At 71.1% G+C, this 24,402-nt stretch carries 19 protein-coding genes and 1 pseudogene; 8 read left to right on the top strand and 12 right to left on the bottom strand.

All coding sequences use genetic code 11. From position 1 onward, the window contains the following. Positions 1-54: 54 nt before the first annotated feature. The 4 genes and pseudogenes from ABZ208_RS14705 to ABZ208_RS14690 form a co-directional block, all read right to left on the bottom strand. On the bottom strand, positions 55-1,326 hold the full coding sequence (locus ABZ208_RS14705) for a HAMP domain-containing sensor histidine kinase (RefSeq protein WP_356909858.1): 1,272 nt from the start codon (positions 1,324-1,326) through the stop codon (positions 55-57). Positions 1,327-1,328: 2 nt separating this feature from the next. Further along, positions 1,329-2,048, bottom strand: coding sequence for a two-component system response regulator CseB (gene cseB / locus ABZ208_RS14700; RefSeq protein WP_356909857.1), 720 nt, complete (start codon positions 2,046-2,048; stop codon positions 1,329-1,331). After that, positions 2,045-2,776, bottom strand: coding sequence for a hypothetical protein (locus tag ABZ208_RS14695; RefSeq protein ID WP_356909856.1), 732 nt, complete (start codon positions 2,774-2,776; stop codon positions 2,045-2,047). Before ABZ208_RS14695 ends, cseB begins: the two co-directional genes overlap by 4 nt. 88 nt (positions 2,777-2,864) lie before the next feature. Further along, positions 2,865-3,315 (bottom strand): annotated as a pseudogene (locus tag ABZ208_RS14690) (DNA polymerase III subunit beta); the annotation flags it as partial. A gap of 106 nt (positions 3,316-3,421) precedes the next feature. Between ABZ208_RS14690 and ABZ208_RS14685 the strand changes: the two are divergent. The 3 genes from ABZ208_RS14685 (at position 3,422) to ABZ208_RS14675 (ending at position 6,709) form a co-directional block, all read left to right on the top strand. Further along, positions 3,422-4,471: an endonuclease/exonuclease/phosphatase family protein gene (locus ABZ208_RS14685; protein WP_356909855.1), complete on the top strand. Its 1,050-nt coding sequence runs from the start codon at positions 3,422-3,424 to the stop codon at positions 4,469-4,471. A 143-nt stretch (positions 4,472-4,614) separates the two neighbouring features. Next, positions 4,615-5,553, top strand: coding sequence for a lytic polysaccharide monooxygenase (locus tag ABZ208_RS14680; protein ID WP_356909854.1), 939 nt, complete (start codon positions 4,615-4,617; stop codon positions 5,551-5,553). A 169-nt stretch (positions 5,554-5,722) separates the two neighbouring features. Further along, the gene (locus tag ABZ208_RS14675; RefSeq protein ID WP_356909853.1) at positions 5,723-6,709 is read left to right on the top strand and encodes a glycosyltransferase family 2 protein; all 987 of its coding nucleotides are present in this window, start codon (positions 5,723-5,725) and stop codon (positions 6,707-6,709) included. Here the strand turns inward: ABZ208_RS14675 and ABZ208_RS14670 are convergent. From ABZ208_RS14670 to ABZ208_RS14635, 8 genes are all read right to left on the bottom strand, one after another. Further along, the gene (locus ABZ208_RS14670) at positions 6,684-8,192 is read right to left on the bottom strand and encodes a DUF6056 family protein (protein ID WP_356909852.1); all 1,509 of its coding nucleotides are present in this window, start codon (positions 8,190-8,192) and stop codon (positions 6,684-6,686) included. The two genes, ABZ208_RS14675 and ABZ208_RS14670, sit on opposite strands and share 26 nt — an antisense overlap. 466 nt (positions 8,193-8,658) lie before the next feature. After that, entirely contained in the window at positions 8,659-9,417 is a 759-nt protein-coding gene (locus tag ABZ208_RS14665) for a hypothetical protein (RefSeq protein ID WP_356909851.1), read from the bottom strand. An 8-nt stretch (positions 9,418-9,425) separates the two neighbouring features. Next, the gene (locus tag ABZ208_RS14660; protein WP_356909916.1) at positions 9,426-11,054 is read right to left on the bottom strand and encodes a serine/threonine-protein kinase; all 1,629 of its coding nucleotides are present in this window, start codon (positions 11,052-11,054) and stop codon (positions 9,426-9,428) included. 212 nt (positions 11,055-11,266) lie between these two features. Continuing rightward, positions 11,267-12,226, bottom strand: coding sequence for an aminoglycoside phosphotransferase family protein (locus ABZ208_RS14655; protein ID WP_356909850.1), 960 nt, complete (start codon positions 12,224-12,226; stop codon positions 11,267-11,269). Beyond that, positions 12,223-12,654: a Rid family hydrolase gene (locus ABZ208_RS14650; protein WP_356909849.1), complete on the bottom strand. Its 432-nt coding sequence runs from the start codon at positions 12,652-12,654 to the stop codon at positions 12,223-12,225. The genes ABZ208_RS14655 and ABZ208_RS14650 overlap by 4 nt, the downstream gene beginning before the upstream one ends. Before the next feature lie 1,039 nt (positions 12,655-13,693). Further along, positions 13,694-16,030 (bottom strand): FtsX-like permease family protein, encoded by a 2,337-nt coding sequence (locus tag ABZ208_RS14645; RefSeq protein ID WP_356909848.1) that lies wholly within the window; start codon positions 16,028-16,030, stop codon positions 13,694-13,696. 10 nt (positions 16,031-16,040) lie between these two features. Beyond that, positions 16,041-16,850: an ABC transporter ATP-binding protein gene (locus tag ABZ208_RS14640; RefSeq protein WP_356909847.1), complete on the bottom strand. Its 810-nt coding sequence runs from the start codon at positions 16,848-16,850 to the stop codon at positions 16,041-16,043. After that, positions 16,847-17,353: a PadR family transcriptional regulator gene (locus ABZ208_RS14635; RefSeq protein ID WP_356909846.1), complete on the bottom strand. Its 507-nt coding sequence runs from the start codon at positions 17,351-17,353 to the stop codon at positions 16,847-16,849. Before ABZ208_RS14635 ends, ABZ208_RS14640 begins: the two co-directional genes overlap by 4 nt. A gap of 164 nt (positions 17,354-17,517) precedes the next feature. On the opposite strand from ABZ208_RS14635, the gene ABZ208_RS14630 reads away from it, so the two are divergent. The 5 genes from ABZ208_RS14630 (at position 17,518) to ABZ208_RS14610 (ending at position 24,362) form a co-directional block, all read left to right on the top strand. Further along, positions 17,518-18,789 (top strand): ABC transporter substrate-binding protein, encoded by a 1,272-nt coding sequence (locus ABZ208_RS14630; protein ID WP_356909845.1) that lies wholly within the window; start codon positions 17,518-17,520, stop codon positions 18,787-18,789. Between the two features lie 227 nt (positions 18,790-19,016). Further along, positions 19,017-20,690 carry a glycoside hydrolase family 13 protein gene (locus ABZ208_RS14625; RefSeq protein WP_356909844.1) on the top strand — a complete coding sequence of 558 codons (1,674 nt, stop codon included), beginning with the start codon at positions 19,017-19,019 and terminating at the stop codon, positions 20,688-20,690. 56 nt (positions 20,691-20,746) lie between these two features. Beyond that, entirely contained in the window at positions 20,747-22,078 is a 1,332-nt protein-coding gene (locus ABZ208_RS14620; RefSeq protein ID WP_356909843.1) for an ABC transporter substrate-binding protein, read from the top strand. An 11-nt stretch (positions 22,079-22,089) separates the two neighbouring features. Continuing rightward, positions 22,090-23,427: an ABC transporter permease subunit gene (locus tag ABZ208_RS14615; protein WP_356909842.1), complete on the top strand. Its 1,338-nt coding sequence runs from the start codon at positions 22,090-22,092 to the stop codon at positions 23,425-23,427. Then, positions 23,424-24,362 carry a carbohydrate ABC transporter permease gene (locus tag ABZ208_RS14610; protein WP_328392633.1) on the top strand — a complete coding sequence of 313 codons (939 nt, stop codon included), beginning with the start codon at positions 23,424-23,426 and terminating at the stop codon, positions 24,360-24,362. The genes ABZ208_RS14615 and ABZ208_RS14610 overlap by 4 nt, the downstream gene beginning before the upstream one ends. The last annotated feature ends 40 nt before the right edge of the window (positions 24,363-24,402 follow it).

The raw sequence follows: 24,402 nt of genomic DNA, 5'->3' as shown, positions 1-24,402 counted from the left end.
CAACCGGAAGGACGGCATCGGCCGGCTCTCGGTGATGTATCGGTCGTGTATCGGTCAGCCGTCCCGCTCGTCCTGTCCGCCGGCCTCGCCCACCGGTGCCGGCAGCCGCAGAGTGGCGACCGCTCCGCTGTCCGGGTCGTTGGCGAAGACCAGCGTGGCTCCGATGACCTCGGCCTGGCCACGCGCGATGGTCAGGCCCAGACCATGGCCCGTGCCCCGCTCCCGCGTGCCCGTGCGAAATCGTTGCGGCCCGTCCTGCAGCAGCGACTCGGGGTAGCCCGGGCCCCGGTCGCGTACGGTCACGGTCACACAGTCGTCGCCGGTCACGGACACCGTGACCGGAGCACGGCCGTGCCGGTGTGCGTTGACGACCAGATTGGCGACGATGCGCTCCAGGCGCCGCGGGTCGGTCCACACCCTCATGTCATCTTCGTCGGGCTCGGTCGGCCCCTCGACCAGTACCTGCGTGGACAGCCCGGTGCGGCCGACTATCTCCGTCACCAACGGGCCGATCGGGCACGGCGACACATCCGCCTCCTCCCCGCCCGAGTCCAGGCGGGAGATCTCCAGCAGCTCCTCCACGAGCGTGCTGAGCACCCGCACCCGGTCGCGCACATATCCGGCCGCCTCGTCCTCCGGCAGCAGTTCGGCCGCAGTGACCAGCCCCATCAGGGGCGTACGCAGTTCATGCGCCACATCGGCGGTGAAACGCTGCTCGACCCGCAGTCGCCGCTGAAGCGCCGCGGCCATGCTGTCGACCGCCGCGGAGATCTCGGCGATCTCGTCCTGTGGGCGGGGCCCTGCCGAGATACGGGCGTCGAGGTCCCCGTCGGCGATGCGACGCGCGGTCCCGGCGGCCGTACGCAGCCTGCGGCTCATCCGGCCCGCGCTGAGCACCCCGAGCGGCAGCACCACCACCGTCGTGAGCACACAGGCGACGACGATGTTGGTGTCGAGCGCGCCGAGGTCGCGCATGGTGACGCTCAGGTCGATGCGTACGGAGAGCACCTGGTCGCCTGCGGGCCGGGCGGCCCACATGGCGGGCCCCGCCGGTCCGTCGGTGAACTCGGTGCCCTGGCGCCCCTTGTCGACCAGCGTGGCAAGGCCGTGCGGCAGCCCGGTCGCGCCGAGTGCGGCACCCGATCCCTGGACCGTGCCGGTGCGGGCGTAGATGACGGCAGCCCGGTCGAGCGTGGTGCGTGCGGCTTCGCGTGCCTGCGACAACTCCCGGTCGCGCGAGGCGTGGTGCACCAGCACACCCACGGCGGTGGCAACGGCGCAGATGGCCACGCCCACCAGGACGGCGATCCGCCAGCGCAGGTCCATGGTCAGCGCCGCAGCTTGTAGCCGAAGCCGCGGACGGTCTCGATCCGCTCGGCGCCTATCTTGGCCCGCAGCCGCTGCACATGGAGGTCGACGACCCGGGTGTCGCCGTGCCACGCGTGGTCCCACACCCGGCTCAGCAGCGTACGCCGCTCCAGTACGACGCCGGGTGACGCGGCGAACTCCAGGAGCATCCGCAGCTCGGTCGGCGTCAGCGCGAGCGTGTGTCCGGCGCGCCGCACCTCCATGCCGCGGGTGTCGATGGTCAGATCGCCGAACGTGGCCGTGGAATCCTCGTCGCCCGGGGACCCGTCGCCGGCGGGGACGGCGGTCGGGAACGAGGCGCGGCGCAGCAGCGAGCGGATGCGAGCGACAAGAATCGCGCTCTCACAGGGTTTGACCACATAGTCGTCGGCGCCCGCCTCCAGGCCGGAGACGACGTCCAGCGTGTCGCCGCGGGCCGACATCATCAGGATCGGCACGAGGCTCAACTCGCGGACCCTGCGGCACAGTCCGATACCGTCCAGCTCGGGCAGCATGACATCCAGCAGCAGCAGATCCGGGCTCGTCTCCCGGAACAACTCCAGCCCCGTCAGCCCGTCGCCCGCGGTCGACACGGTGAAGCCGTACCGCTCGAGCAGCATCCGCACGGTCTTGCGGATCACCTCGTCGTCCTCGACGAGCAGCACATGGGCTTCGGAGCGAGCCGGTGGGATGTTGGTCATCGGGACGTCCTCGTCGGGGGCACGGCCGCCGGTGGGTTGGTCGTGCTGGGAGGCACAGGAGCCGTACCGCCCCGACCGCCGGGCGGCCGTGGCTCGTCCTGCGGTGAGCCCGGGGTCATCACGGTGCCGTTCCAGCGGTATCGGGTGGTGAAGCTTCCGTCGTGACCGGCCGCGGTGATCACCAGGTCATGGCCGAACGTCTCGCCGGTCAGACCCAGTTGTCCCCAGGTGATCAGCACCGGGCGTACGGTGCGGCCGGAGGCCCGGTAGACCTGGAGCAGCGTCAGCGACGCGGAGGGTTCGTCGAAGGCGACCACGAGTTCGTCGCTTCCGTCGCCCGTCAGATCCCGGAGGACGGGGGAGCGCAGCCCGCAGCGAGCGCCGGGACAGTTCGAGAGCGCGGCCCGGACCAGCGGGGGCACATTCGGATCCCTTTCCAGCAACTTCTTGACGGGCATGCCCCGCAGGCCGCTCACGGGGACCTCGATGGGCACGGCAGGGTAGGGCCGGTACGCGGGGAGGGGCTCACCGCTGCCGAGCGGCCGTGGCGGTTCGTACTGCGGCCACAGGGGCGAGGCATGAACCGGAGGCGAAAGACTGGGCGCGACGCCGCCGTCCCGCGCCCCGGTCTCCGCCGCGCAGCCGGTCAGCATCCAGGCACCCGCGGCCATGGCTGCCGCAGCCCGGAACGCTGCGGCGCCTGTGCGGGTACGCCGCACAACAGGCATGGGACGCGAGCGGGTACGGCGCGAGCGGATGTGGTTCGAACGGAGCATAGGCGCCTCAGCCTAACCGGCCGCCATCGGCGTGTACGGGTCAGACCAGGTGCTTCACCGACATCAGCAGGTGGCGGTGACCCGGCTGCGCCGTGCCGTGGACCGCGTCCGCGCCGCTGAGCAGCGCCCGCTGTCCCGGGCCGAGCAGATGGAAGCGCACGCCTGCGCGTCGAACGACGACAGGGCATCCACGAGATACGACGGGTCGAAGGCGACCGTCATTCGTCGGCGCCTTCCAGAGCCGCCGGCAGCACCTGGGAGGCGACATCGTCCGCGTACCCTGCCCGGAGCCGGACGGAGGCGCCCGTGGAGGACAACTGCATCGGCCCGTCGCCCTCGGCGACGACTGCGACACGCCTCACTGCGTAGAGCAGCGGCGCGCGGCCCGTGACCACGGTCGCTTCCGCACCCTCGGGCAGCCCGAACAGCTTCTCGTGATGGGGCAGTTGTCCGTCGAGCAGACGGGTCGTGATGCGCATCCCGGCGTTCTCGACCTCCTCTTCGGATGTCCTTGCGACGCCGGCCGCCGCCACTGAACGCCATCGGCCCGGCACGATCTATCCTCGGGCGGGTAACGGGGGCAACGGGGAGGGCGTCATGGACGGGACGCAGGAGCACATGGCTGCGGCCCCGCCGGGGCGCCGAGTGATGCGTCGGCGCCCCGCGTTGTGGGGCACGCTGTGCCGGGGCCGATGCGGTCGCAGCGGGACCGCGCAGCGTCGTCGCTTCTCGTGGCGGAACGGCCGCATCACCGCCGCGGCCGCCGTGGTCGCGGCGTGCCTGCTCGCGCTGCCGTCCGCCGTACCGAACACCCTCGGCCGCCTCGGCAGTCTCCTGGAGACGTTCCTGCCGTGGCTCGGGCTCGTCGTGCCCGTACTGCTGGCCGTGGCCGTGCTGCGCAGGTCCCGCACCGCACTGCTCGCGCTGTTGCTGCCCGTAGTGGCGTGGCTGGGCCGGTTCGGCGCGTTGCTGCTGCCCGCGCAGGGAGCCGCGCACGACCTGGTCGTGGTGCAGCACAACGTCAGTGACACGAACACCGACCCGGAGGCCACCGCCCGGGCCCTGGTCCGGATCAGCCCCGACCTCATCGCACTGGAGGAGGTCACCGAATCCGCCCGGCCCCGCTATCGCGAGGCCCTCGCCGCGCACCATCCGCACCATGCGGTCGCGGGTACCGTCGGACTGTGGTCGAGGTTTCCGCTCACCGACGTACGGCCACTGGACATCAAACCGGCCGGGATCGGCCCCGGCTGGAACCGGGCGCTGCGCTGCACCGCGCGTACGCCGCAGGGCGAGATCGCCGTCTACGTCGCCCATCTGCCCTCGGTGCGCCTCGCAGTGAACGGCCTGGACTCGGCGTGGCGGGACGAGAGCGCCCGCCTGCTCGGCGCGGCGATCGCCGCCGAGCCGCTGGACAGGGTGATCCTGCTGGGTGACCTCAACAGCACGGTGGACGACCGCGGCCTGCGGCCGGTCAGTTCACAGATGAACCCGACCGGGCCGGGGTTCGCGTTCAGCTGGCCCGCGGCGTTTCCCGTCGCCCGGATCGACCAGGTCATGACCAGGTCCGCCACCGTCACGAGCGTGTTCTCGCTGCCTGCGACCGGCAGCGACCATCTGCCCGTCGCCGCCCGCGTCAGGTTCTGACCGCCGGACCCGGCCCCGTCGGGGATCGCGTACAAGCTGGGCCTCCGGGTGTCCCCGGCCGTCCTGTGAACGCGGCGCCCGCCGCCGACGTACTGGACGACGGCAACCGTCCAGCCCCCAGCACGCAAGGAGGTCTGCCGCCGATGACACACCGTCGCCCGGGACCCGCCACTGCCGCCGCCGTCGTTCTCGGGGCGGTGCCGATCCTGCTCACCAGCGCGGCCGCCGGCGTGGCACACGCCCACGGTGCGCCGACCGATCCGGTCAGCAGAGTCGCCGCCTGCGGCCTGGACGGGGCGCAGCGCACATCGGCCGCCTGCCGGGCGGCCGTTGCCGTCAACGGGGGAGCGGACTTCCGCGCATGGGACAACCTGCGGGTGGCGGACGTGCGGGGCCGGGACCGGCAGGTCATTCCGGACGGGCAGCTGTGCAGCGCCGGCCTGGACGCGTACCGGGGCCTGGACGTCGCCCGGACCGACTGGCCCGCGACGCCGCTCGAGGCGGGTGAGCGGTTCACGCTCACCTACCGCTCGACGATCCCGCACAGGGGGACGTTCAAGCTCTATCTCACGAAGGAGGGTTACGATCCCGCCGGGCCGCTGCGCTGGGACGACCTGGCAGCACGGCCGTTCGCCACCGCCACCGACCCCGCGCTGGTCAACGGCGCCTACCGGATCCGCGGGCGTCTGCCCGCCGGGCTGACCGGCCGCCATGTGCTCTACACCATCTGGCAGAACACGGACACGCCGGACACCTACTACTCGTGCTCCGACGTGGTACTGACCGGCAACGCGAAGGGCGAGGAGGCACACGAAGCGCCACCGAGGGACACCGCGCCGCCGACCGCGCCCTCGCCGAGCCCCCCTGAGGACGATCCGACCGAGGAGCCGACCGAACCGCCCGTGACGGCAGAGGCCGCGCCACCGGTCACCCCGCCCGTCGGCCCGCCGGCGGACCGGTCCGCCGCAGTATCGGCGGACGGGGACGACAAGACGCTCACCCTGATCGCCGGTTCGGGAGCCGCCGTCCTCGCACTCCTCGCCGTGACGGGATCGGTGATGCTCCGGCGCCGTCGAACGTGACCCGGCGTCACCCGTCGCCGCGGCGCGACGCGCCCGGTGACACCACCTTCCCGGAGTCCGGAGAGTGATCGTCTCACCATGAGAGGCAACCTCTGCGGCCGGGAGGTCATCCCTCCATACGCAATGGGCTGCAGAGATGCGGCCTGCCCGCACCAGCGCATGGAGTGAAATGAGAACGGTCCACACGTCGGTCGTCGTCCCGTGCTTCAACGAGAGCGAGGTGATCGACGCCTTCCACGCTGCTCTCATCGCCGCCCTCGAGCCGACTGCGACGACCTTCGAGATCTGCTACGTGGACGACGGCAGCAGCGACCGGACCCGGATCCGCCTCCGTGATCTCGCGGCAACGGACCCGCGGGTGCGCTACACCTCCTTCAGCCGGAACTTCGGCAAGGAGTCGGCGATGCTCGCCGGTCTGCGGATGTCCCAGGGGGAGGTGGTCGTGCTGATGGACGCCGATCTCCAGCACCCTCCCGAACTGCTGCCCCGCATGCTGGAGTTGCACCGCCACGGCTACGACCAGGTCATCGCGCAGCGGGACCGCACCGGGGAGGGTGCGGTGCGCAAGGCGCTCAGCCAGACGTACTACCGCCTGGTGCGCCGCTTCATGGACGTCGAGGTCCTCGACGGGGCGGGCGACTTCCGGCTGCTGTCACGCCGCGCCGTCAACGCCGTCCTGTCCCTCCCGGAGAGCAACCGCTTCTCCAAGGGGCTCTTCTCCTGGATCGGCTTCGACACCGTCAGCTTCACCTACCAGAACGTGGAGCGTGCCGCCGGCCAGTCGAAGTGGGGCGGCAGGCGGCTGCTCAACTACGGCATCGACGGGCTGCTCTCCTTCAACAGCCGCCCTTTGCGCATGGCGATCCACACCGGGCTGTGGCTGTTCCTGTCCGCCCTCGGCTACGCGCTGTGGATAATCGCCAACGTACTGCTCGACGGCGTCGAAACACCCGGCTACGCGACCATCATCACCGCCATCGTCGCCCTCAGCGGCATCCAGCTCGCCACGCTCGGAGTCATCGGCGAGTACGTGGGACGGATCTACCACGAGGCCAAGCGGCGGCCGCACTATGTGATCCGGGAGACGGACACCTCCCACGCGGCGGCCGCCGACGCCCTGACCGCCGAGGTCATGGAATCCGTGTCGAGTAAGTGACCTTCTCGAGGTCGTAGTAGTCCGCCACACACTGGGCCGGCCAGATCCTGCGGCCCTGGTCGCCGAACGGCTCCAGCATTCTGGCCACCCGTACCGGCGTGTACGGCGCCACCTTCGCGCCGCTTGCCGCCTGCTCGCGCAGGAAGCGGTCCTGGCGGTCCCACTGACCTGCCCGCACCTGCATCGCGTCCCCGAGCCCGTGGAGCGGCCCCACCAGGCCCAGCATGGCCGCCGCGCACACCGCGGCGGCGGCGGCCGCCGCCGTACCCGTGCGGCGCCCGCGCAGCCGAACTGCCCGGCCGGCGAAGGCACCGGCGCCGGTCAGCAGCAGGACGAACAAGAGCAGATAGTCGTTCCAGGTGCGTTCGGTGGTCACCACCCGGGCCCCGAACACGGGGTATGTGATCACGGTGCACAGATAGCCGGAGACGACGAACGCGGCCGCGCCGAGGGAGAGAAGAAACAGCGGACGGCAGGGCAGCAGGGCGGCGGGCCGCCCGGCCCGGCCGCGCGCCAGCAGCCCCAGCAGCACACCGGCAGCGACCGCGCCGAGGTACTGCCATGTGGTGAGTACGGTCGCCAGGATCTGCCCGAATCCGCGAAGCGAGCCGAGCAGGGTTTCGGGCGCGAACAGGGAGGCGCGGTCGGCGCCGTAGCGCTCGCGGCGTTCGATCGAACCCGGGGACGTCATCAGCACCACCGTGCCGATGGCGACACCGGCCATCCCCGCCAGCGACCAGCGGCGCACGAGCCTCGTCACGCGCGGGACGAAGACGCGGTGGGCGAAGAGCACCGCACCCGACAGGACCACGAGGGCGACGACCGACGTCTCTTCGGAGAGCGTGCCCATGAAGATCCCCGCCGCGAGCACCGTGGCGAGCGCGGCGACACGGCCCCGCCGGCCGCGCGCCCGCAGCAGCGGGATCGCCGCCGCGCAGGCGAGTACCGGCGCGACGGTGTGCGAGACGGAGGCCGCGGGCCAGTAGAACGTCTTGTACGTATTGGGCGTGGCGAACAGGAAGACCGCGGCAATCACGGACGCCACGAGCAAGGGGAGACCGCGTGGCACCACCAGGCCGGCCCGGCGCAGCAACTGCGTGGTCAGTGCCCACAGCAGCGCCAGCATGAGAACGCCGCTGATCAGCCCGAACCACTGGTGCCCGGCCACAGGGAACTTGGCGTAGAGCCCGACGAGCAGGCCGTTGCCGACCCGTCCGTTGTCGGTGAAGTAGAACTTGCCGATCAGACCCGTGATGCCGTGGTCGCGGACGCTGGGCAGAAAGCACCACTCGTCGGCACTGGGCCGGACATGGCGGCCGAGCAATGAGGCCATGGCGAGGAGACCGAGCGGCAACAGGGACAGGGCAAGCGGCCAGGAGGTGCGCCAGGACCAGAAGGGGCCTTGCCGGCCGTTCCATCGCTCAGGTCCCGGCTCCGGATCCGGATCTCGTGCGACGTTGACGCCCGATGCGTCGACGGCCATATCACCACTGCCTTTCTGGAAACTACTGGTTCGACACCGTAGAGGTGAATCCTCTGCGGGCCGTTCCATGTCCGGCGCGGCGGGTCGGAGAGTCGAGAAACGCCGGTGGTCTCCGGCAGCGGGGCCGCCCCCGTCCACGGACCCGGCGAAGTACGCGCCGGACCACAGGCTGATCGCGCGGTAGTGGTGCGGCACGAGGTGGGGGAAACCGGGCAGGAAGCAGGAAGCAGGAAGCAGGCCGCCGGCTCAAGCCGAACCTGACAACAGACGCCAGGGAGGAAATCGCCCACGCTCACGTGGGCGGAGGAGGTCAGTACAGCATCGTCCCGACGATCCGTCAGGATGCCGGATGCCGGATGCCGGATGCCGGGCACCGGTGACGCCTGGCGTGGAGTTCCACGGTCTGCTGGTCGTGTCGCTCAGCGGCAACAACCGCAGCCGCCCCCCGTCCGCACGGGGGCGCGGCTCAGCCGCATGTGTACACGAAGCGCGCCGACGCCGAGTGAGCCGACGGAGCGGTGATGCGCAGCTCCGCCGCTGCCTGGTACCTGCCCTTGCCGTGGAAGGTCCACAGCAGATGCAGGCGGGCCTGCTTCTGGCCTCGCGTCAGTTTCTCCTGCAACTGGCCCGACGTGGTGCCGTCGCTGCGCACCCAGCGGTAGGTGAGGGTGCCGGGCCGGCCGTTGGTTCTCACCACGCCCACGACATCGGCCGTGCCGTCACACCCGGGCCCCTCGGCGGAGGTCCGCACGGTCACGTCCCGGACGGCCAGGCCGGGGCCGTAGCGCTGCCAGGCCAGGAAGGCCAGCACGGCCACCAGCACAGCGGCGGCGAGGGAGTAGCGCCGGAGCACCCGGCGCCGGGGAGCGCGCGCCCGCTCCGGCTCGTCGGCGGGCTGTCCCGCAAGGGTGCCGTGCCAGATGTCGACGGCGGTGGTGCCGTTGCGGCGGCTCCGGACGGCAGCGGTCACACCGGGCCCGAAGCGCAGTACGTCGCCTTCCACCCGGTCAGGGGCCACGGGCTCGGACGGCTCGCGCCGGACGAGAGTGGGTGTGTCCGCCGGAGCGTCGCCTTCCGGCCGCTCGAACCAGTGACTGCCGAGAGCTGTCGCGCTGTACTCGTCGTCGCGCTCGCGCTCGCGCTCGCGCTCGCGCTCGGGCTCGGGGGCGGGCACGGGCACGGGCTCGGGCAGGCGGACGGTGTCCGGGATTCGGGGTTCGTTCATCGGACCGCTCATGTGATCGTGCACCGCTGAGTCAGGATCTGCTGCATGGAACTGCCGTTCGCGGCGGTCGGGTTCGTTGTCGCCTGAACCCCCCAGTAGCAGGCTCGCCCCGAGAAGGAGTGGGTCAGGTCGAGGGTGTACTGCGTCGCACCACTGCGCTCGAAGGTCTGCGTGCCGTCAGGGGTACCCGGGTCGCCCTTCGAGTTACTGATGGACCAGGAGATGACGATCGTCACGGGACCTGTGCCGTCGGTGCTGACGCCGACGGTCGCGGCACCAACGGTGAAGTCCGTCTGCCGGAAGCTCGTCACCGACACGTTCCGTACCCGCGCCGACGGCGTCACCGTGGGTGTGGCGGTCGTCGGGTCCGTGGTCGGGGTGGTCGTCGGCAGCGTGGTCGCGGCGTCCGTCGTGGTCCCCGGCGTGGGTGACCCAGGCCCGGCGGTCGCGCTGTCGGAGGCTGTGGGGGACGGGCTCGCAGAGTCCGATGCGGACGGGGACGGTTCGGCGGAGGCAGAAGCGCCGGCGGACGGTGGGACGTCCGGGGCCTGTGGAGTGCCGGGATCGGCGCTCGTGGTGGCGACGGCCTGCGCGGTCGTCTCCTGCGGGCCGCCGCCCTGGGCCCCGGCAGCGATCGCGACGACCACGGCGACGGCCAGGGCGACGGCCGCGGTCAGCGCCTTGCGCAGCAGCGGTGACCAGCCGCCGAGCTTGCTCCCGCCGCCCAGCGCGGTCGTGGCGAGATCGGTCGTGCCGGCTGCCTGGCCCGCCGCGGAGGGGAACAGCAACGGCAACAGCGCGGCGAGCGCCGCCAGTTTCCGTTGTCCGCGCTCCTCCCAGTCGGGGCCGTACGCCGCCCCCGCGATCTCCTCGAGCTCGGCCACGAACGCCATCGCGTTCGCGGGCCGCTCACCCGGCGACTTCGCAAGGCCCCGCCGGATCAGCGGCCGTACCGGCTCGGGTGCCTCCTCATCGGGGATCGGGGCGTCGAGATGCTGCAGTGCCAGCTCGGCGAAGTTCTCGCCGGTGTAGGGCTTGCGGCCGGTCAGGCACTCGTAGAAGGTCGCGGTCGCCGCGTAGACGTCGGCCGCGGGCGAGGCGGGCTCGCCGTTCCACTGCTCGGGGGCCATGTACGCGGGGGTCCCGGCCACTCCCGGGGTGCTGTCGCGGCCCGCGGCGATACCGAAGTCGACGAGCTTCGACGAACCGTCGGCGGCGACGAGGACGTTCTCGGGCTTGTAGTCGCGGTGCACCACACCGGCGCGATGTGCGGCGGCAAGACCCAGCAGTGAGCCCTTCAGTACGACGAGCGCGGCCTCGGGGCCGGTTGCGCCCTCCCGCTGGAGCAGCGCGCGCAGGGCGATTCCGTCGACCAGCTCCATCACGATGGCGGCGCCGTTCGGCGCTTCGACGTACTCGTAGAGCCCCACGACATGCGGCGAGTCGAGGTCACCGAGCAACCGCGCCTCGGCGCGGAACTCCCGCACGAAGGCCGAGTCCGTACGCAGCCGCTCGTTCAGATACTTGACGGCCACCGGCATGCCGGTGGCGTCATGGACGGCCAGGACGACTCGGCCGCAGCCACCGGACCCCAGCTCCCGGGACTCCGTGTACCCAGGCACCGACCACACGTTCATCATTTCCCCCAGTGGGAGCCGCCAGCGGTCCCCTATGACGCCGTACCCCACGGTGGCTTCTGTACGACCGCCGCACGGTAGCTCACATGCTGTCCCCATGACAGACACAATTGCGTCACGCCCGGTTCCGCCGACGGCCTGTGCACCGTGGGCCGAGGTCCGTTGCCGAAGGAGCGCCGGAGCCTTACGGCGACGACCGCGAGGATCCGGTCTCAGCCGTAGCGGGCGACCAGCCCGTGCAGATACTCCTCCAGCCTCGCCGTGAGCAGCGACGGTGCCAGATCCGCACGTCCCAGCTCACGCCACGGCACCGCGACCTTCTCCGCGTCCGGGGCGAAGGCCAGCGCGTCCAGCACGCGCCAGTACAGATGCGCCGCGGGATCTGCGGTCAGGGTCCCGCCGGCCGCGACGTACCGGTCGGCGAAGTCCATGCCGGCGCGGGCGCCGTGGAGCAGGGCAAGCGCGGTGGAGCAGTGCGCCACGTCCAGGTCGGCCGGGCCCCAGGAGGTCTCCACCCAGTCGACGACGCCGGTGATCTTCAGATCGCTGCCGTGTCCGGTGAACAGGACATTGCCCGGATGGAAGTCCCGGTGCAGAAAGCAGGGCCGGTACGGCGGGGGGTCGTTGCGGATGATGTCGACGGCCTGCGCCCACAGTTCCGGATGCCGGGTGGTCCCGGGCACGCGCACCCGTTCCGCTGAGGTCCACGCCTCGTACGTTCGGGGCCTGGCATGCTCCGGTACGTCCAGCCGGTGGATCGCGACCAGTTGCCGGGCCAGCAGCGCCGCGCGCTGTGCGGCCTCCTCGTCGTCCAGCCGCACCCCGCCGGGCAGTAGCGACATCAGCAGCGAGGGATGGTCGCAGTGCTTCCCCTTCGCATCGACGGCGTGCAGTGCGGCCGCCGGTATGCCGGTCGGTGCGAGCAGCCGCAGGATGTCCGCCTCGCGCGTGAGGAGGGCGTCGGCGACCCGCAGGTAGAACGGTTTGACGAAGGACCGCAGCACCAGCGCGCGCGGTGTCCGCGCGCCTGTGATGTGCAGACGGCGCATGTGCGAGGACCAGCCGCCGCGCAGAGTGCCGACGGCTTCGATGCGCTCGGACGCGTGCAACTGGCTCTCCACCCACGCACGGGTGCCGGACCAGTCGTGGTCGCCCTCGGTCGCGGGCGTCATGCGGGGAGCTCCACGGTCAGGTCCAGCTCGACGAGCCGACCGTGAAAACCGAGCTGCGCCACGCCGAGCGGCGTGCTCGCCGTCGTGAACGCCGGCCCGAGCGGCGATGTCGTCAGCCGCCTCCAGGCCGCCGCGAGCATCTCGGTCTCGTCGCTGACGACATGGATCATGGAGCGGACCGTCTGATCCGGCGCGGCGTCGACCGCGGCCGACGCGGTCATGGCGTTGGCCGCGACCTGGTCGATCTGCTGGTCGAGGTCACCCTCGCCGACGAGCTTGCGGGACGGATCCAAAGGGCACTGCCCGGCGAGATACGCGGTACGGCCGGACCGGACAACGGTCATGTGGTGAGAGCCGGGTGTCGGGTGCAGAGTCTGGGGATCGATACGGCAGATCGAGGACGACGCCGAAGGGTCGGATGTGGTCATGGAAAGATCATCTGCTGTCGACGCGCTCTCCCACAGGGGATTTCGACAAACGCCGAGGCCGTGGACAAGACCTTCGGACCGCATCACACCTGCATCCGTTCCGATGTCGCACGAGCCGGACCACGCGATCGTCCACGAGTGGCACCGCGGCCTCGGTTTCGGCACAGTGACCCAGCTCCGGTGATTCTGCGCGAGGTTGCACCGCCTCCAGCGGCAGGCCCTGCTCGGCCCTGCGCCCACCGATCTCCCACGATGCGCGCAGGGCAGCGTCACGGCCTTCCCCCGGCCGCGTCAGGGAGCCGCCGTTCTGCCGCAGACAGCGGTGGAGCTCCTGCCACATCACGTCGGGGTCCGTCTCCATCGCCGCACGGTAGGACGGTTCCTGCTCGCGCAGGGTCACTACCACCCGACCGGTCAGTCCGGTGACGTCGTCGACGAGCACCTGGGTCGCCCTGCGCAGTACCGCCGTCGCATCGGCGTCGAGCCGCGAGGGCTTGCGCAGAGGCGAGGCATGGCTCTCAGAAGGTCTTCGGGCACGCGGAGCCGAGGCATGGGACATGGCGGTGTCTCCAGGGAGTCGGCCGGCTCCGGCGCGCCAGAGCACTGCATACAGTCGGCGCGCCGGATGCTCCTGACCGCCGCAGAATGCCATACCGCACTGGGGCGCCCAAGGGTTCACCGCACTCGGTGCATTACGGTCCGGCAACCGAGAGAGCAGGAACAGAAGTTACGTCGACGACCGGGACCTGTCGCGGAACGGCGCGGCCCGGCCGGGGACTTCAGTGGACCGGGTGGACCGCTTCCCGCAGCGCGTACTTGACCTGCGGAATCCGCACGTCGGGGAAGTGGACCACGGAGGGTGCGACGGCACGCGGGTCCATGGCGCACTGTGCACCGCCTGCGGCGGCACCCAGGTCACATTCCCTGCCCGGCAGTGGGCCGTCTGCACAGAGTGCGGCACAGGCCGGCCCTCCGGCGGCGCCGCCCTGTGCACCCGAACACCGCGCCCAGCAGCCGGACATCGAGCTCGGCTCCTGACTCAGAGTGTTTCGCCGAGTGAGTCCGCGAGCCGGCGGCGAGCCGTGCGGACCGCGGGCAGCGCCGCGGCGGCGACCGCACCGAGCACGGCCCCGACCCCCACCAGAGCCAGCAGGTAGCCGGGCAGCGGCTGTGCGATGCCGGCGCCGATGCCGCTGATACGGCCCTGCGCGTCGACCAGCCACCGCCCCGAGACCACGCCGAGCACCGTGCCGACCACCGCCGCCGCGAGTGCCGTGAGACCGGCTGCCGTCACGATCACCGAACTGATCTGACGAGGTGTCAGACCGATCGCCTTGAGAGCCAGCAGATCCCGGCCGCGGTCACGCACCCCCGTACTGATCAGCGTCAGCAGCTCGATCAGCCCGATCAGGGCCAGCACCGCGATCAGGGCCGCGATGACCCCGCGGGCCGGACCGAGCCGGTCCGCCGGATTGGCGACCTCGCGGATCTCCAGCGTGCCGCCGAAGGACGTGGCGAGCGCACTGCTGACCTCCCGCGGGTCCGCGCCGTCGCGCAGCGCCACGAGATGGAAATCCGGCCGCAGCGTGGCATCGTCCTCCCGCAGCGTGTCCAGCGTGGTGGAGATCACCCGGCCGCCGTCTTCCGGCTCGATGCTGCGTCCGACGATGTGAAGGATCTGCGGCCGGCCCTCGACCGTCAGCCGCACCCAGTCCCCGACACCGACATCGAGCAGGTCGAGCAGCCCCTGCCCCGCGACCGCCTCGTCCGGCCCGTCCGCCGCGCGGCCTTCGGCCACCGTGTACGGATACGGGGCCGACGCCGTGCCGAGACCGCGGAGCGCGATGGTGCCGGTCTGCCCGGGGGCGAGCGCCGCGACCTCGGCGCCGGGGTGCGCGGCCACCACGTCCCGCTGTGCGGTCAGGGCGCGGTCCAGCTCCCGGTCCGGGATGCTGCCCGGCCGTTCGGCGCGCACCGTCAGTGCCGCCGGGAGTCCCATCTCGGCAGGACGGCTGCCGAACCGGTCCACGGTCGTCCAGGCGACCAGCGCCACGGTGATCATCAGCAGTGGAAGTGCCAGGCGTGCCACGGGGACCAGTGCCAGGGCCCGGCGCGGGAACGCGGCTCGCCAGCCGAGCACCAGGGCCGGCGGCACACGCAGCCCGAGCGCCCGTCGGCCCAGCCCGGTCATGGGCGCGGCCGAGGGCAGCGCCATGCGCGCCACGGGTACCGGCGGCACCCGCCCCGCCCGCCAGGCGGCGAGCCCGGTCGCGGCCGCGATCAGCAGGACCGCGGCGCCCGGTACCCCGAGGAGCACCGCCGTGTACCCGGGCATGTCCTGCCACACCCCGGCCGCCTCGCCGATCCGCCCCGGCAGCCGGCCCCCGAGCAGCGCGATCGCCGTCGTACCGAGCGTGATCCCGAGCAGTGCGAACGCGAGGTGCTGGATCAGGAAGCCCCGTATCACCTGGCCGGGCGTGAAGCCGATCGCCTTGAGGATCGAGATGTCACGCAACTGGCCGCGCACCCGGGCGGCGATCGCACCCGACGCGGCGAGCGCGGCGCACAGCAGCGCACCGAGCCCGAACACGGCGAAGAGCTGCCCGAGCAGCCGGTCGTCGCCGCCTGCCTCGGCGCGCGCCTGCTGCCATTTGGCGACCTGGGTCACATGGTCGGCGCCGAGCACCGTGACGGCGCGCTGGACGGTGAAGTCCGTGTCGGCGGGGTCCGCGAGCCGTAGTCCGGCCGTCACGCCGCTGGTTGCCGGCACGGACCGGTCGAGCGTGCCGGGCAGTACCCAGCCGGTCCCCGGCTGTCCGCCCGGGCGATAGCGCAGCTCGGCGCTCTCCGCGATTCCGGCGACACGCAGCGTCCGGGCGGTGCCGGCCGCGTCGGCGACGGTGATCTCGTCGCCCGGTTCCGCCCACAGCACGCGTGCCACGGACGCTTCGAGAACCACCCCGCCGAGCGCGGCCCGGTCCGCGGCGCCGTCGGTCGCCGGATCGAGCCAGCGGCCGGCGGTGAGCAGCGGGCGCGCGATCTCTTCGGGGCGTGCGTCCGTGGCCCGTAGTTCGACCCGTGCGCGCGCCCCACGGGACTCGAGCGTCGCCTGCCCGGTGCGGTAAGGCCCGGCCACACCTTCCACCCCGGACAGCTCGGCCAGTGCGGCGGTGTCGGCGTCGGACTGGGTGTGGATCCACACATGGGCGCCGTGGGACTGGGTGAAGATCCGCTGCCAGGGGTTGGCCGCATAGTTCAGCAGTGCTCCGGCCAGCAGCAGCGAAGCGATGATCCCGGCGCTCGCCAGCACGACGAACAGCGCCTCGCCGCGGTGCGCCCGCAGATCGGCGTGTGCCCAGCGCAGTGTGGCCCGCACGGTCGGTCCTTCAGTCCTTGAGTTCGAGTACGCCGAGGACTCCGCCGGGGCCGCCGCGTCCGCCCCGACCCTCGCCGAGGGCCGCGTCGTCGGCTATTCGCCCGTCGAAGAAGCTGATGACCCGGTCGGCCGCGCTGGCCATCCGGGCGTCATGGGTGACCAGCACGATCGTCTGGCCCCGCTGGTGGAAGCGGGAGAGCAGCCGCAGCACCTCCCGGGTGCCCTTGCTGTCCAGGCTGCCGGCCGGTTCGTCGGCGAGCAGCAGGGAAGGGTGGTTCACCAGTGCCCGGGCCAGCGCGACGCGCTGCTGCTCGCCGCCGGACAGCTCGCCGGGCATCGCGCGCTCCCTGCCTTCGAGCCCGAGCTCGGCCAGGAGTTCGGCGCGGCTTTCGCGCGCCGCCCGGGGTGAGGCCCCCGCCAGCAGCGCGGGCAGTTCGACGTTGTCGGCCACGGTGAGATTGGAGACCAGATTGAAGAACTGGAAGACGATGCCGATGCTGCGCCGGCGCAGCCCTGCCCAGCGCGCCTCGCGATAGCCGTCCACCCGCTCCCCGTCGAGCCACAGCTGCCCGCTGTCGGGCCGCTGGAGCCCGCCGAGCAGATGCAGGAGTGTGGACTTTCCTGCTCCGGACGGTCCGGTGACGGCGACGAACTCGCCCGGCTGCACGGTCAGATCCACCGAGCGCACCGCGTGCACGGGCCCGCCCTCGCCGTGGTGCGTCTTGCACAGCGCCTGCGCACGCACGATCGGCCGCACACCGGGGCCATCGGCGCCGCTCCCGTGGGCGGGCAGCCGGGACGGAGCCGTGTCGTCGGTCATTCCAGCTCCTCCTGGCAGCGTTCCAGCCAGTCGAGATCGGCCTGCAGATGCAGCATCGCGCCCTCGATCAGCAGGTGGGACATGCGGTTGTCCCGGTCCTCCGTGGCGGCCAGCCTGGACAGTTCACGCATGGTGTTCAGATACTGCCGCCGCTGTTTGTTGATCAGGGTGACCGCGTCCGCGAGTCCGGACTGGGACGCGAGCGCGAGCTTCATGAAGAACTCGTCCCGCACCCGGGGCTCGTCGGCGGTCTCCTCGAACCAGGCGAGCACGGCCTCCCGGCCGGCGTCGGTGAGCAGATAGGTGCGCTTGTTGGGCCTGCCCGACTGCTCGACGTCCTCGCCCTCGATGAGACCGGCCTTCTCCAGCCGCCCGAGGGTGACATAGATCTGGCCGACGTTCGGCTGAGGGTACGCGGCACCCAGCAGCTTCTCAAGGTCCTGCTTGAGCTCGTAGCCGTGCGCCGGGCCGCGGGTGAGGAGCGCCAGAAGCGGCAGCCGCACGCGCCCCCTCCTCCCGCTCGGTAGTTGCTCGTAGGCTCACGTGGCAGGGTGTGACCCACGCCCTTGTCCGGCCCGCCTGCATGTCTAGTATCGCTCATGCCTAACGGGTATATATAGGCCACAGCTACCGGCGGCGCAGCCGGTACGTGTACTGGGAGGAACCTATGCGGTGGACGCGTGCCGCGGGTAGAGCTCTCCTGGTGATCGCCGTGCTGCTGGTCGGCTGGACGGGATTCTCCGCGCAGCCCGGCACCGTGAACGGCGAGGGCCGCGGCCCCATGACACTGGTGACCGCCGGTGATCTGACCGACTATCTCGCCCCGTTGCTCGAGGACTGGAACGCGGGCCACCCCGACGAGCCGGTCACGCTCGTCGAACTGCCCGACTCCGCCGACGAGACCAGGGCGCAGATGATCAGCGAACTGCGTTCGGGCAGCGACCGGTTCGACCTGCTGAACATCGACGTCGCCTGGACCTCCGAGTTCGCCGCGGCGGGCTGGATCGCGCCGCTGGAGCGGGACCGCTTCCCGCTGGACGACTTCCTGACGCCCGTGGTGGACACCGCCACCTTCGGCGGCCGGCTCTATGCCGTCCCTTATATCACCAATGCCGGACTCCTCTACTATCGCGCGGACATCCTGCGGCGCGAGGGCCTTGCTCCGCCGCGGACCTGGGCCGAACTCGCCCGGCAGGCCCGCGAGATCGCTCCGAAGTACGGACTCGACGGTTACGCCGGTCAGTTCCTGCCGTACGAAGGCCTCTCGGTCAACGCCACCGAGGCGGTCCATTCGGCCGGCGGATCCTTCCTGCGCGACGACGGCACCCGTGTCACGGTGAACTCCGCGCCCGCCCGCGCCGGACTCGGGTTCCTGGCCGACGGGGTGCGCGAGGGGTGGATCTCCAAGGAGACCCTCGCCTACAAGGAGGAGGAGTCGCGGCAGGCGTTCCAGGACGGCAAGGTGCTGTTCCTGCGGAACTGGCCGTATGTGTACGCGCTCGCCAATGCCCAGGACTCCAAGGTGTCGGGCAAGGTGGGAGCGGTGCCTCTGCCCGGACCCGACGGGCCGGGCGCCAGTGTGCTCGGCGGCTCCAATCTCGCGGTCAGCGCACACTCCCGGCATCCGCAGTCGGCCGCCGACCTGATCGCCTACCTCACCAGTGAGCATGTGCAGCGCCAGGTCCTCACCGAGGGTGCTCTGCCTCCTGTACGGGCCGATCTGTACGACGATCCGGCGCTGATCCGCGACCACCCGTATCTCCCGACCCTGCGCCGCAGCGTGGAGACTGCGGCGCCGCGCCCCAAGAGCCCCCGTTACGACCAGGTGACCCTGGCCGTGCAGGCCGTGGTGCAGGACGTGATGGCGCTGCGCCAGTCGCCGGAGCAGGCGGTCGTCCGGCTCTCCCGTGAGCTGGAGTCGATCGCCCGCAGAGGCTGAGCCCATCACCGCCTCCTTCTGCTGAACCCGTCAGCCGCGTACTTACATGTTAAGTACGCGGCTGCTGTGTTGCACCCTCAAATATCGGGGCATTACCGGACAGCTTCAGGTCAGTTCGTTGACACTCTCCCGACACAGCTATTTAACATGCATGCATAACGGCGAGCCCGAGCAACGTCTCTGCTCCGGGTCGCTCTCGCATCCAGCAGGAACAGGTCACACGCGAGATGCTCACAGCACCCCCGGCCGGAACCGGCCCCCTCGTCCGCACGCCCACTGCCTGGTGGCGCGACGCGGTCATCTACCAGGTCTATGTCCGCAGCTTCCTCGACAGCACCGGCGACGGCATCGGCGATCTCGCCGGCGTACGCGCCGGACTGCCGTACCTCAAGAAGCTCGGCGTCGACGGCATCTGGCTCAGCCCGTTCTATCCGTCCCCGCAGCACGACCACGGCTACGACGTCGCCGACTACTGCGACGTCGACCCGGTGTACGGCGACCTCGCCGAGTTCGACCGCCTGGTCGCCGACACCCGGCGCCTGGGCCTCAAGCTGCTGCTCGACATCGTCCCCAACCACTGCTCCAGCGAGCACCCCTGGTTCCAGGAGGCCCTGCTCGCCGAGCCCGGCAGCCCGGCCCGCGCCCGGTTCCACTTCGCCGACGGCCGCGGCCCCGGAGGCGACGAACCTCCCAACAACTGGCGCGCCATGTTCGGCGGCCCCGCCTGGAGCCGGACCACCGAGCCGGACGGCACCCCCGGCCAGTGGTATCTGCACCTGTTCACCCCCGAACAGCCCGACCTGAACTGGCGCGACCCCGCAACCGGCGACTTCTTCGAGCACGTCCTGCGCTTCTGGCTGGACCGCGGCGTCGACGGCTTCCGCATCGATGTCGCCGCAGGGCTCTTCAAGCACCCTGAGCTGCCGGACTCCGACGACCCGAGCGCCGACGAGCGCACCCGCGACTCGGTGAACCCGCTCGCCTGGAACCAGCCCGAGGTGCACGACGTATGGCGCCGCTGGCGCTCGGTGTGCGACGAGTACGCCGACCGTGACGGCCGCGACCGCCTGCTGGTCGGCGAGGTCTCCGTACCGACCGCTCGCGAACACGCCGAGTACGTACGGCCCGACGAACTGCACCAGGCATTCTTCTTCGACCTGCTCAGTGCACCCTGGGACGCCGCCGCCTTCCGCGCCACCATCAGCGAGGCGATACGTGACATCGCCGGAACCGGCTCCACCGTCACCTGGGTGCTCAACAACCACGACCAGGTCCGCACCGTCACCCGCTACGCCGGGGAAGTCGGCGTCGAAGGCAGCGGACTCGGCGCCGCCCGCGCCCGCGCCGCAGCCCTGCTCATGCTCGCCCTGCCCGGCGCCGCCTACGTCTACCAGGGCGAGGAACTCGGCCTGCCGGAAGTGCTCGACCTGCCGGACGAGGTGCTCACCGACCCCATCTTCCGGCGCACCGGCAGCCGCGCCCGCATCCGCGACGGCTGCCGGGTCCCGCTGCCGTGGTCCGGCCACGCCTCCCCGTTCGGCTTCAGCCAGGGAGCCGAAGGGGCCAGGCCCTGGCTGCCGCAGCCCGAATGGTTCGCCGACCACGCGACGGACCGCGCCCTCGCCGACACCCGCTCCTTCTGGCACCTCTACCGCGAAGGCCTCCAGCTGCGGCGCAGCCTCCCGCAGCTCGGCGAAGGCACCCTGCACTGGCTGGACGCACCGCCGCAGGTGCTGGCCATCGCCCGCGGCGACGGCCTGATCTGCGCCGTCAACTTCGGTACCGAGCCCGTGCCGGCCCCGGCCCCCGGCACTCCGCTGATCGCCAGCGGCCCCTGCCCCGACGGAGTGCTCCCCGGAGCCACCGCGGCGTGGTGGACCGGCGAATCCGGCCCCCTGTGAACCGAACGTCCCCGCGTGACCCGCAGCACCTCACCCATCCCCGGAAGGAACGCATCATGTCCCGAAACATCACGGCACGGCGTACGGCGGCAGCAGGATCGGCGGTACTCGCCCTCGCACTCGGCGCGAGTGCCTGCGGCGGAGAGGCGACCGGACCCGCGAGCGCCAAGGAGCTCAGCGGCCAGACGGTGACCGTCGCCGGCGTGTGGACCGGAAGCGAGCAGAAGAACTTCCAGAAGGTGCTCGACGCCTTCTCCGAGAAGACCGGAGCGAAGACCACCTTCGTGCCCACCGGTGACAACGTCTCCACCTACGTCGGCAGCAAGATCGAGGGCGGCAACGCCCCTGAGGTCGTCATGGTGCCCCAGGTCGGTGTGCTCCAGCAGTTCGCGAAGGAGGGCTGGCTCTCCCCGCTGTCCAAGAAGGCCGACGCGACCGCCGGTGCCGGACTCGCTCCCGTGTGGAAGAACTACGGCACCGTCGACGGCACGTACTACGGCCTCTATTTCAAGGCCGCCCACAAGTCGACCGTCTGGTACAGCCCGGCCGCCTTCGAGCAGGCCGGGGTGGGCGAACCCAAGACGTACGAGGACATGCTCAAGACCGGCCGCACCCTCGCCGACTCGGGTCTGCCCGCCTTCTCCGTCGCGGGCGAGGACGGCTGGACCCTCACCGACTGGTTCGAGAACATCTACCTCTCCCAGGCCGGCCCGGAGAACTACGACAAGCTCGCCGCCCACAAGCTGCCCTGGACCGATCCCACCGTCGTCAAGGCGCTCACCACGCTCGGTGACCTGTTCAAGGACAAGCAGCTGGTGGCGGGCGGCGCGAACGGCGCGCTGCGCACCGCCTTCCCGACCTCCGTCGAGCAGGTCTTCGGCCCCGAGCCCAAGGCCGGCATGGTCTACGAGGGCGACTTCGTCGGCGGCATAGCCAAGGACGAGTTCGGCAAGAAGCTCGGCGAGGACGCCAAGTTCTACCCGTTCCCGCCGGTCGGCAGCGGCACTGCCCCGGTCGTCAGCGGCGGCGACGCGGCCGTCGTCCTCAAGGACGGCAAGAACCGGAAGGCCGGCATGGCCCTGCTCGAGTTCCTTGCCACGCCCGAGGCCGCCGAGATCTGGGCCGGCGCCGGTGGCTTCCTTTCGCCGAACAAGAACGTGAAGCTCTCCGCGTACAGCGACGACACCACCCGCGCGACCGCCGAATCGCTGGTGAAGGCCGGTGACTCGGTCCGCTTCGACATGTCCGACCAGGCCCCGGCCGCGTTCGGCGGCACGAAGGGTGCGGGCGAGTGGAAGCTCCTGCAGGACTTCCTGCGCAACCCGTCGAACCCCAAGGCCACCGCGGCGAAGCTGGAAGCCGCGGCAGCCAAGGCGTACGGGAACTGAGGCCACCCGTCATGGCTGTCAACGCCCCCGCCGCCGCCGCGAATCCGCGGCGGCGGGCCCAGCGCAGCAGGCGCGCCATCGCGATCGCCTTCGTGCTGCCCGCTCTGCTGCTGCTCGGTGCCCTCGTCGTCTATCCGGTGCTGTTCTCCATCGGCCGCAGCCTCTTCGACGCCACCGGTGACCGGTTCGTCGGCGGCGAGAACTACGCGGAGATATTCCGCGACCCGGCCACCCTCAAGGCCATCCGCAACAGCACCATCTGGGTGGTCGTCGCACCCGTCCTGCTGACCGGACTCGGCCTGGTTCTCGCGGTGCTCACCGAAAAGGTGCGCTGGGCCACCGCGTTCAAGCTGCTGCTGTTCCTGCCCATGGCAGTCTCGTTCCTCGCCGCCGGCATCATCTTCCGGCTGGCGTACGAACAGGACCCGGACCGCGGCGTATTGAACGCCATGGTCGTCTCCGTCCACGACAGCTTCACCGGCAACTCCGCCTATCCCACCGCCCGCGCCCGCGAGGACCAGGGACTGGCCAAGGAGCCCGGCGGCTCGTACGGCACCACCGGCACGGTCACGCCGGGGGAGAGCGTCTCGCTCGGATTCGTCGGCGTGGCCCCGGACGCGGTGCCCCCCGAGGCCAGGCCGGCGCAGGGCGCCACCGGGACCCAGGCCGCCGCCGACGAGGTCAGGGGAGTGGTGTACCTGGACTTCACCCCGGGCGGGGGCGGCAAGCCCGGCACGGTCGATCCGAAGGAGAACGGACTGCCGGGCATGACCGTGGAAGCGCTACGGGACGGCAAGGTGGCCGCCACCGCCACCACCGGACCGGACGGGTCCTTCACCCTCACGGGCCTTGCCGACGGTTCGTACACGGTCCGCCTCCCGGCGGACAACTTCGCCGCACCCTACGAAGGCGTCTCCTGGCTCGGTCCCGCCCTGGTCACCCCGGCCATCATCGGTGCCTATCTGTGGATCTGGACCGGCTTCGCGATGGTGCTGATCGGCGCCGGGCTCGCGGCCCTGCCCCGCGAGGCGCTGGAGGCGGCCCGGATGGACGGTGCCAACGAGTGGCAGATCTTCCGGAAGATCACGGTGCCGCTGCTCGCCCCTGTCCTGACCGTGGTCTTCGTGACGCTGGTCATCAACGTGATGAAGGTCTTCGACCTCGTCTACATCATCGCTCCGGGTCCCGTGCAGGAGGAGGCGAACGTACTGGCCACCCAGATGTGGCTGGTGTCCTTCGGCGGTGGCAACAACCAGGGACTCGGCAGCGCCTTGAGCGTCCTGCTGCTCGTGCTGGTCGTCCCCGCCATGATCTTCAACGTCCGGCGCTTCCGCGGGAGCAGGAAATGAGCCATCACAGCACCATCGAGCGCACCCCGTCCCCGCAGCCGGCCAAGACCGACGCGCCGGGGCGGGCAAGGACGGCCCGCGGGCGCCGGAGCACTCCGGGCAGACTGGCCCGGCTGCTCGGCAGCGGCCTGGTCCAAGCGGTACTGATCGTCGTCGCCCTGGTGTGGATCACCCCCCTGGCCGGGCTGTTCCTCTCCTCGATGCGGTCCGAGAGCGACAACGCCACGGACGGCTGGTGGACCGCGCTCACCGATCCCGGTCAGCTGTCCCTGGACAACTACACGGCCCTGCTGAAGGACTCCGACATCACAGGGGCGTTCTGGAACACCGTCCTGATCTCCGTGCCCACCACGGCTCTCGTCGTCGTGCTGGCCGCGCTCGCCGGCTACGCCTTCGCCTGGCTGGAGTTCCCGGGCCGCGACGCCGTCTTCCTCGTCGTGGTCGGACTGTTGGTGGTGCCCATCCAGATCGGATTGCTGCCCGTCGCCAAACTCTTCGGATCGGTGGGCCTGTTCGGGACGATCCCGGGTGTCGTGCTCTTCCATGTCGCCTACGGACTGCCGTTCGCGGTCTTCCTGCTGCGCAACTTCTTCGCGGAGATCCCGCGCGAGATGCTGGAGGCGGCCCGGATGGACGGCGGCAGCGAATGGCGCATCTTCTCCCGGCTCATCCTGCCGCTCGGGCGTCCCGCGCTGGCTAGCCTGGCCATCTTCCAGTTCCTGTGGGTGTGGAACGACATGCTGGTCGCCCTGCTCTTCGCGGACAGCGACTCCCAGCCGCTGACCGTGGCCCTGCAGTCGGAGATGCGGCAGTTCGGCAGCAATATCGGGGTGCTGGCACCCGGCGCGTTCCTGTCCCTGGTGGTGCCGGTGGTCGTCTTCTTCGCCTTCCAGCGGCACTTCGTGCAGGGAGTGATGGCCGGCTCCGTGAAGTGACCGGCTCGCGTCCACGCGCAGCGGGCCCCGCACCGACCCG

Source organism: Streptomyces sp. NPDC006208 (assembly GCF_040613775.1).
Lineage (GTDB): Bacteria > Actinomycetota > Actinomycetes > Streptomycetales > Streptomycetaceae > Streptomyces.
This window is presented reverse-complemented; position numbering and strand designations above follow the sequence as displayed.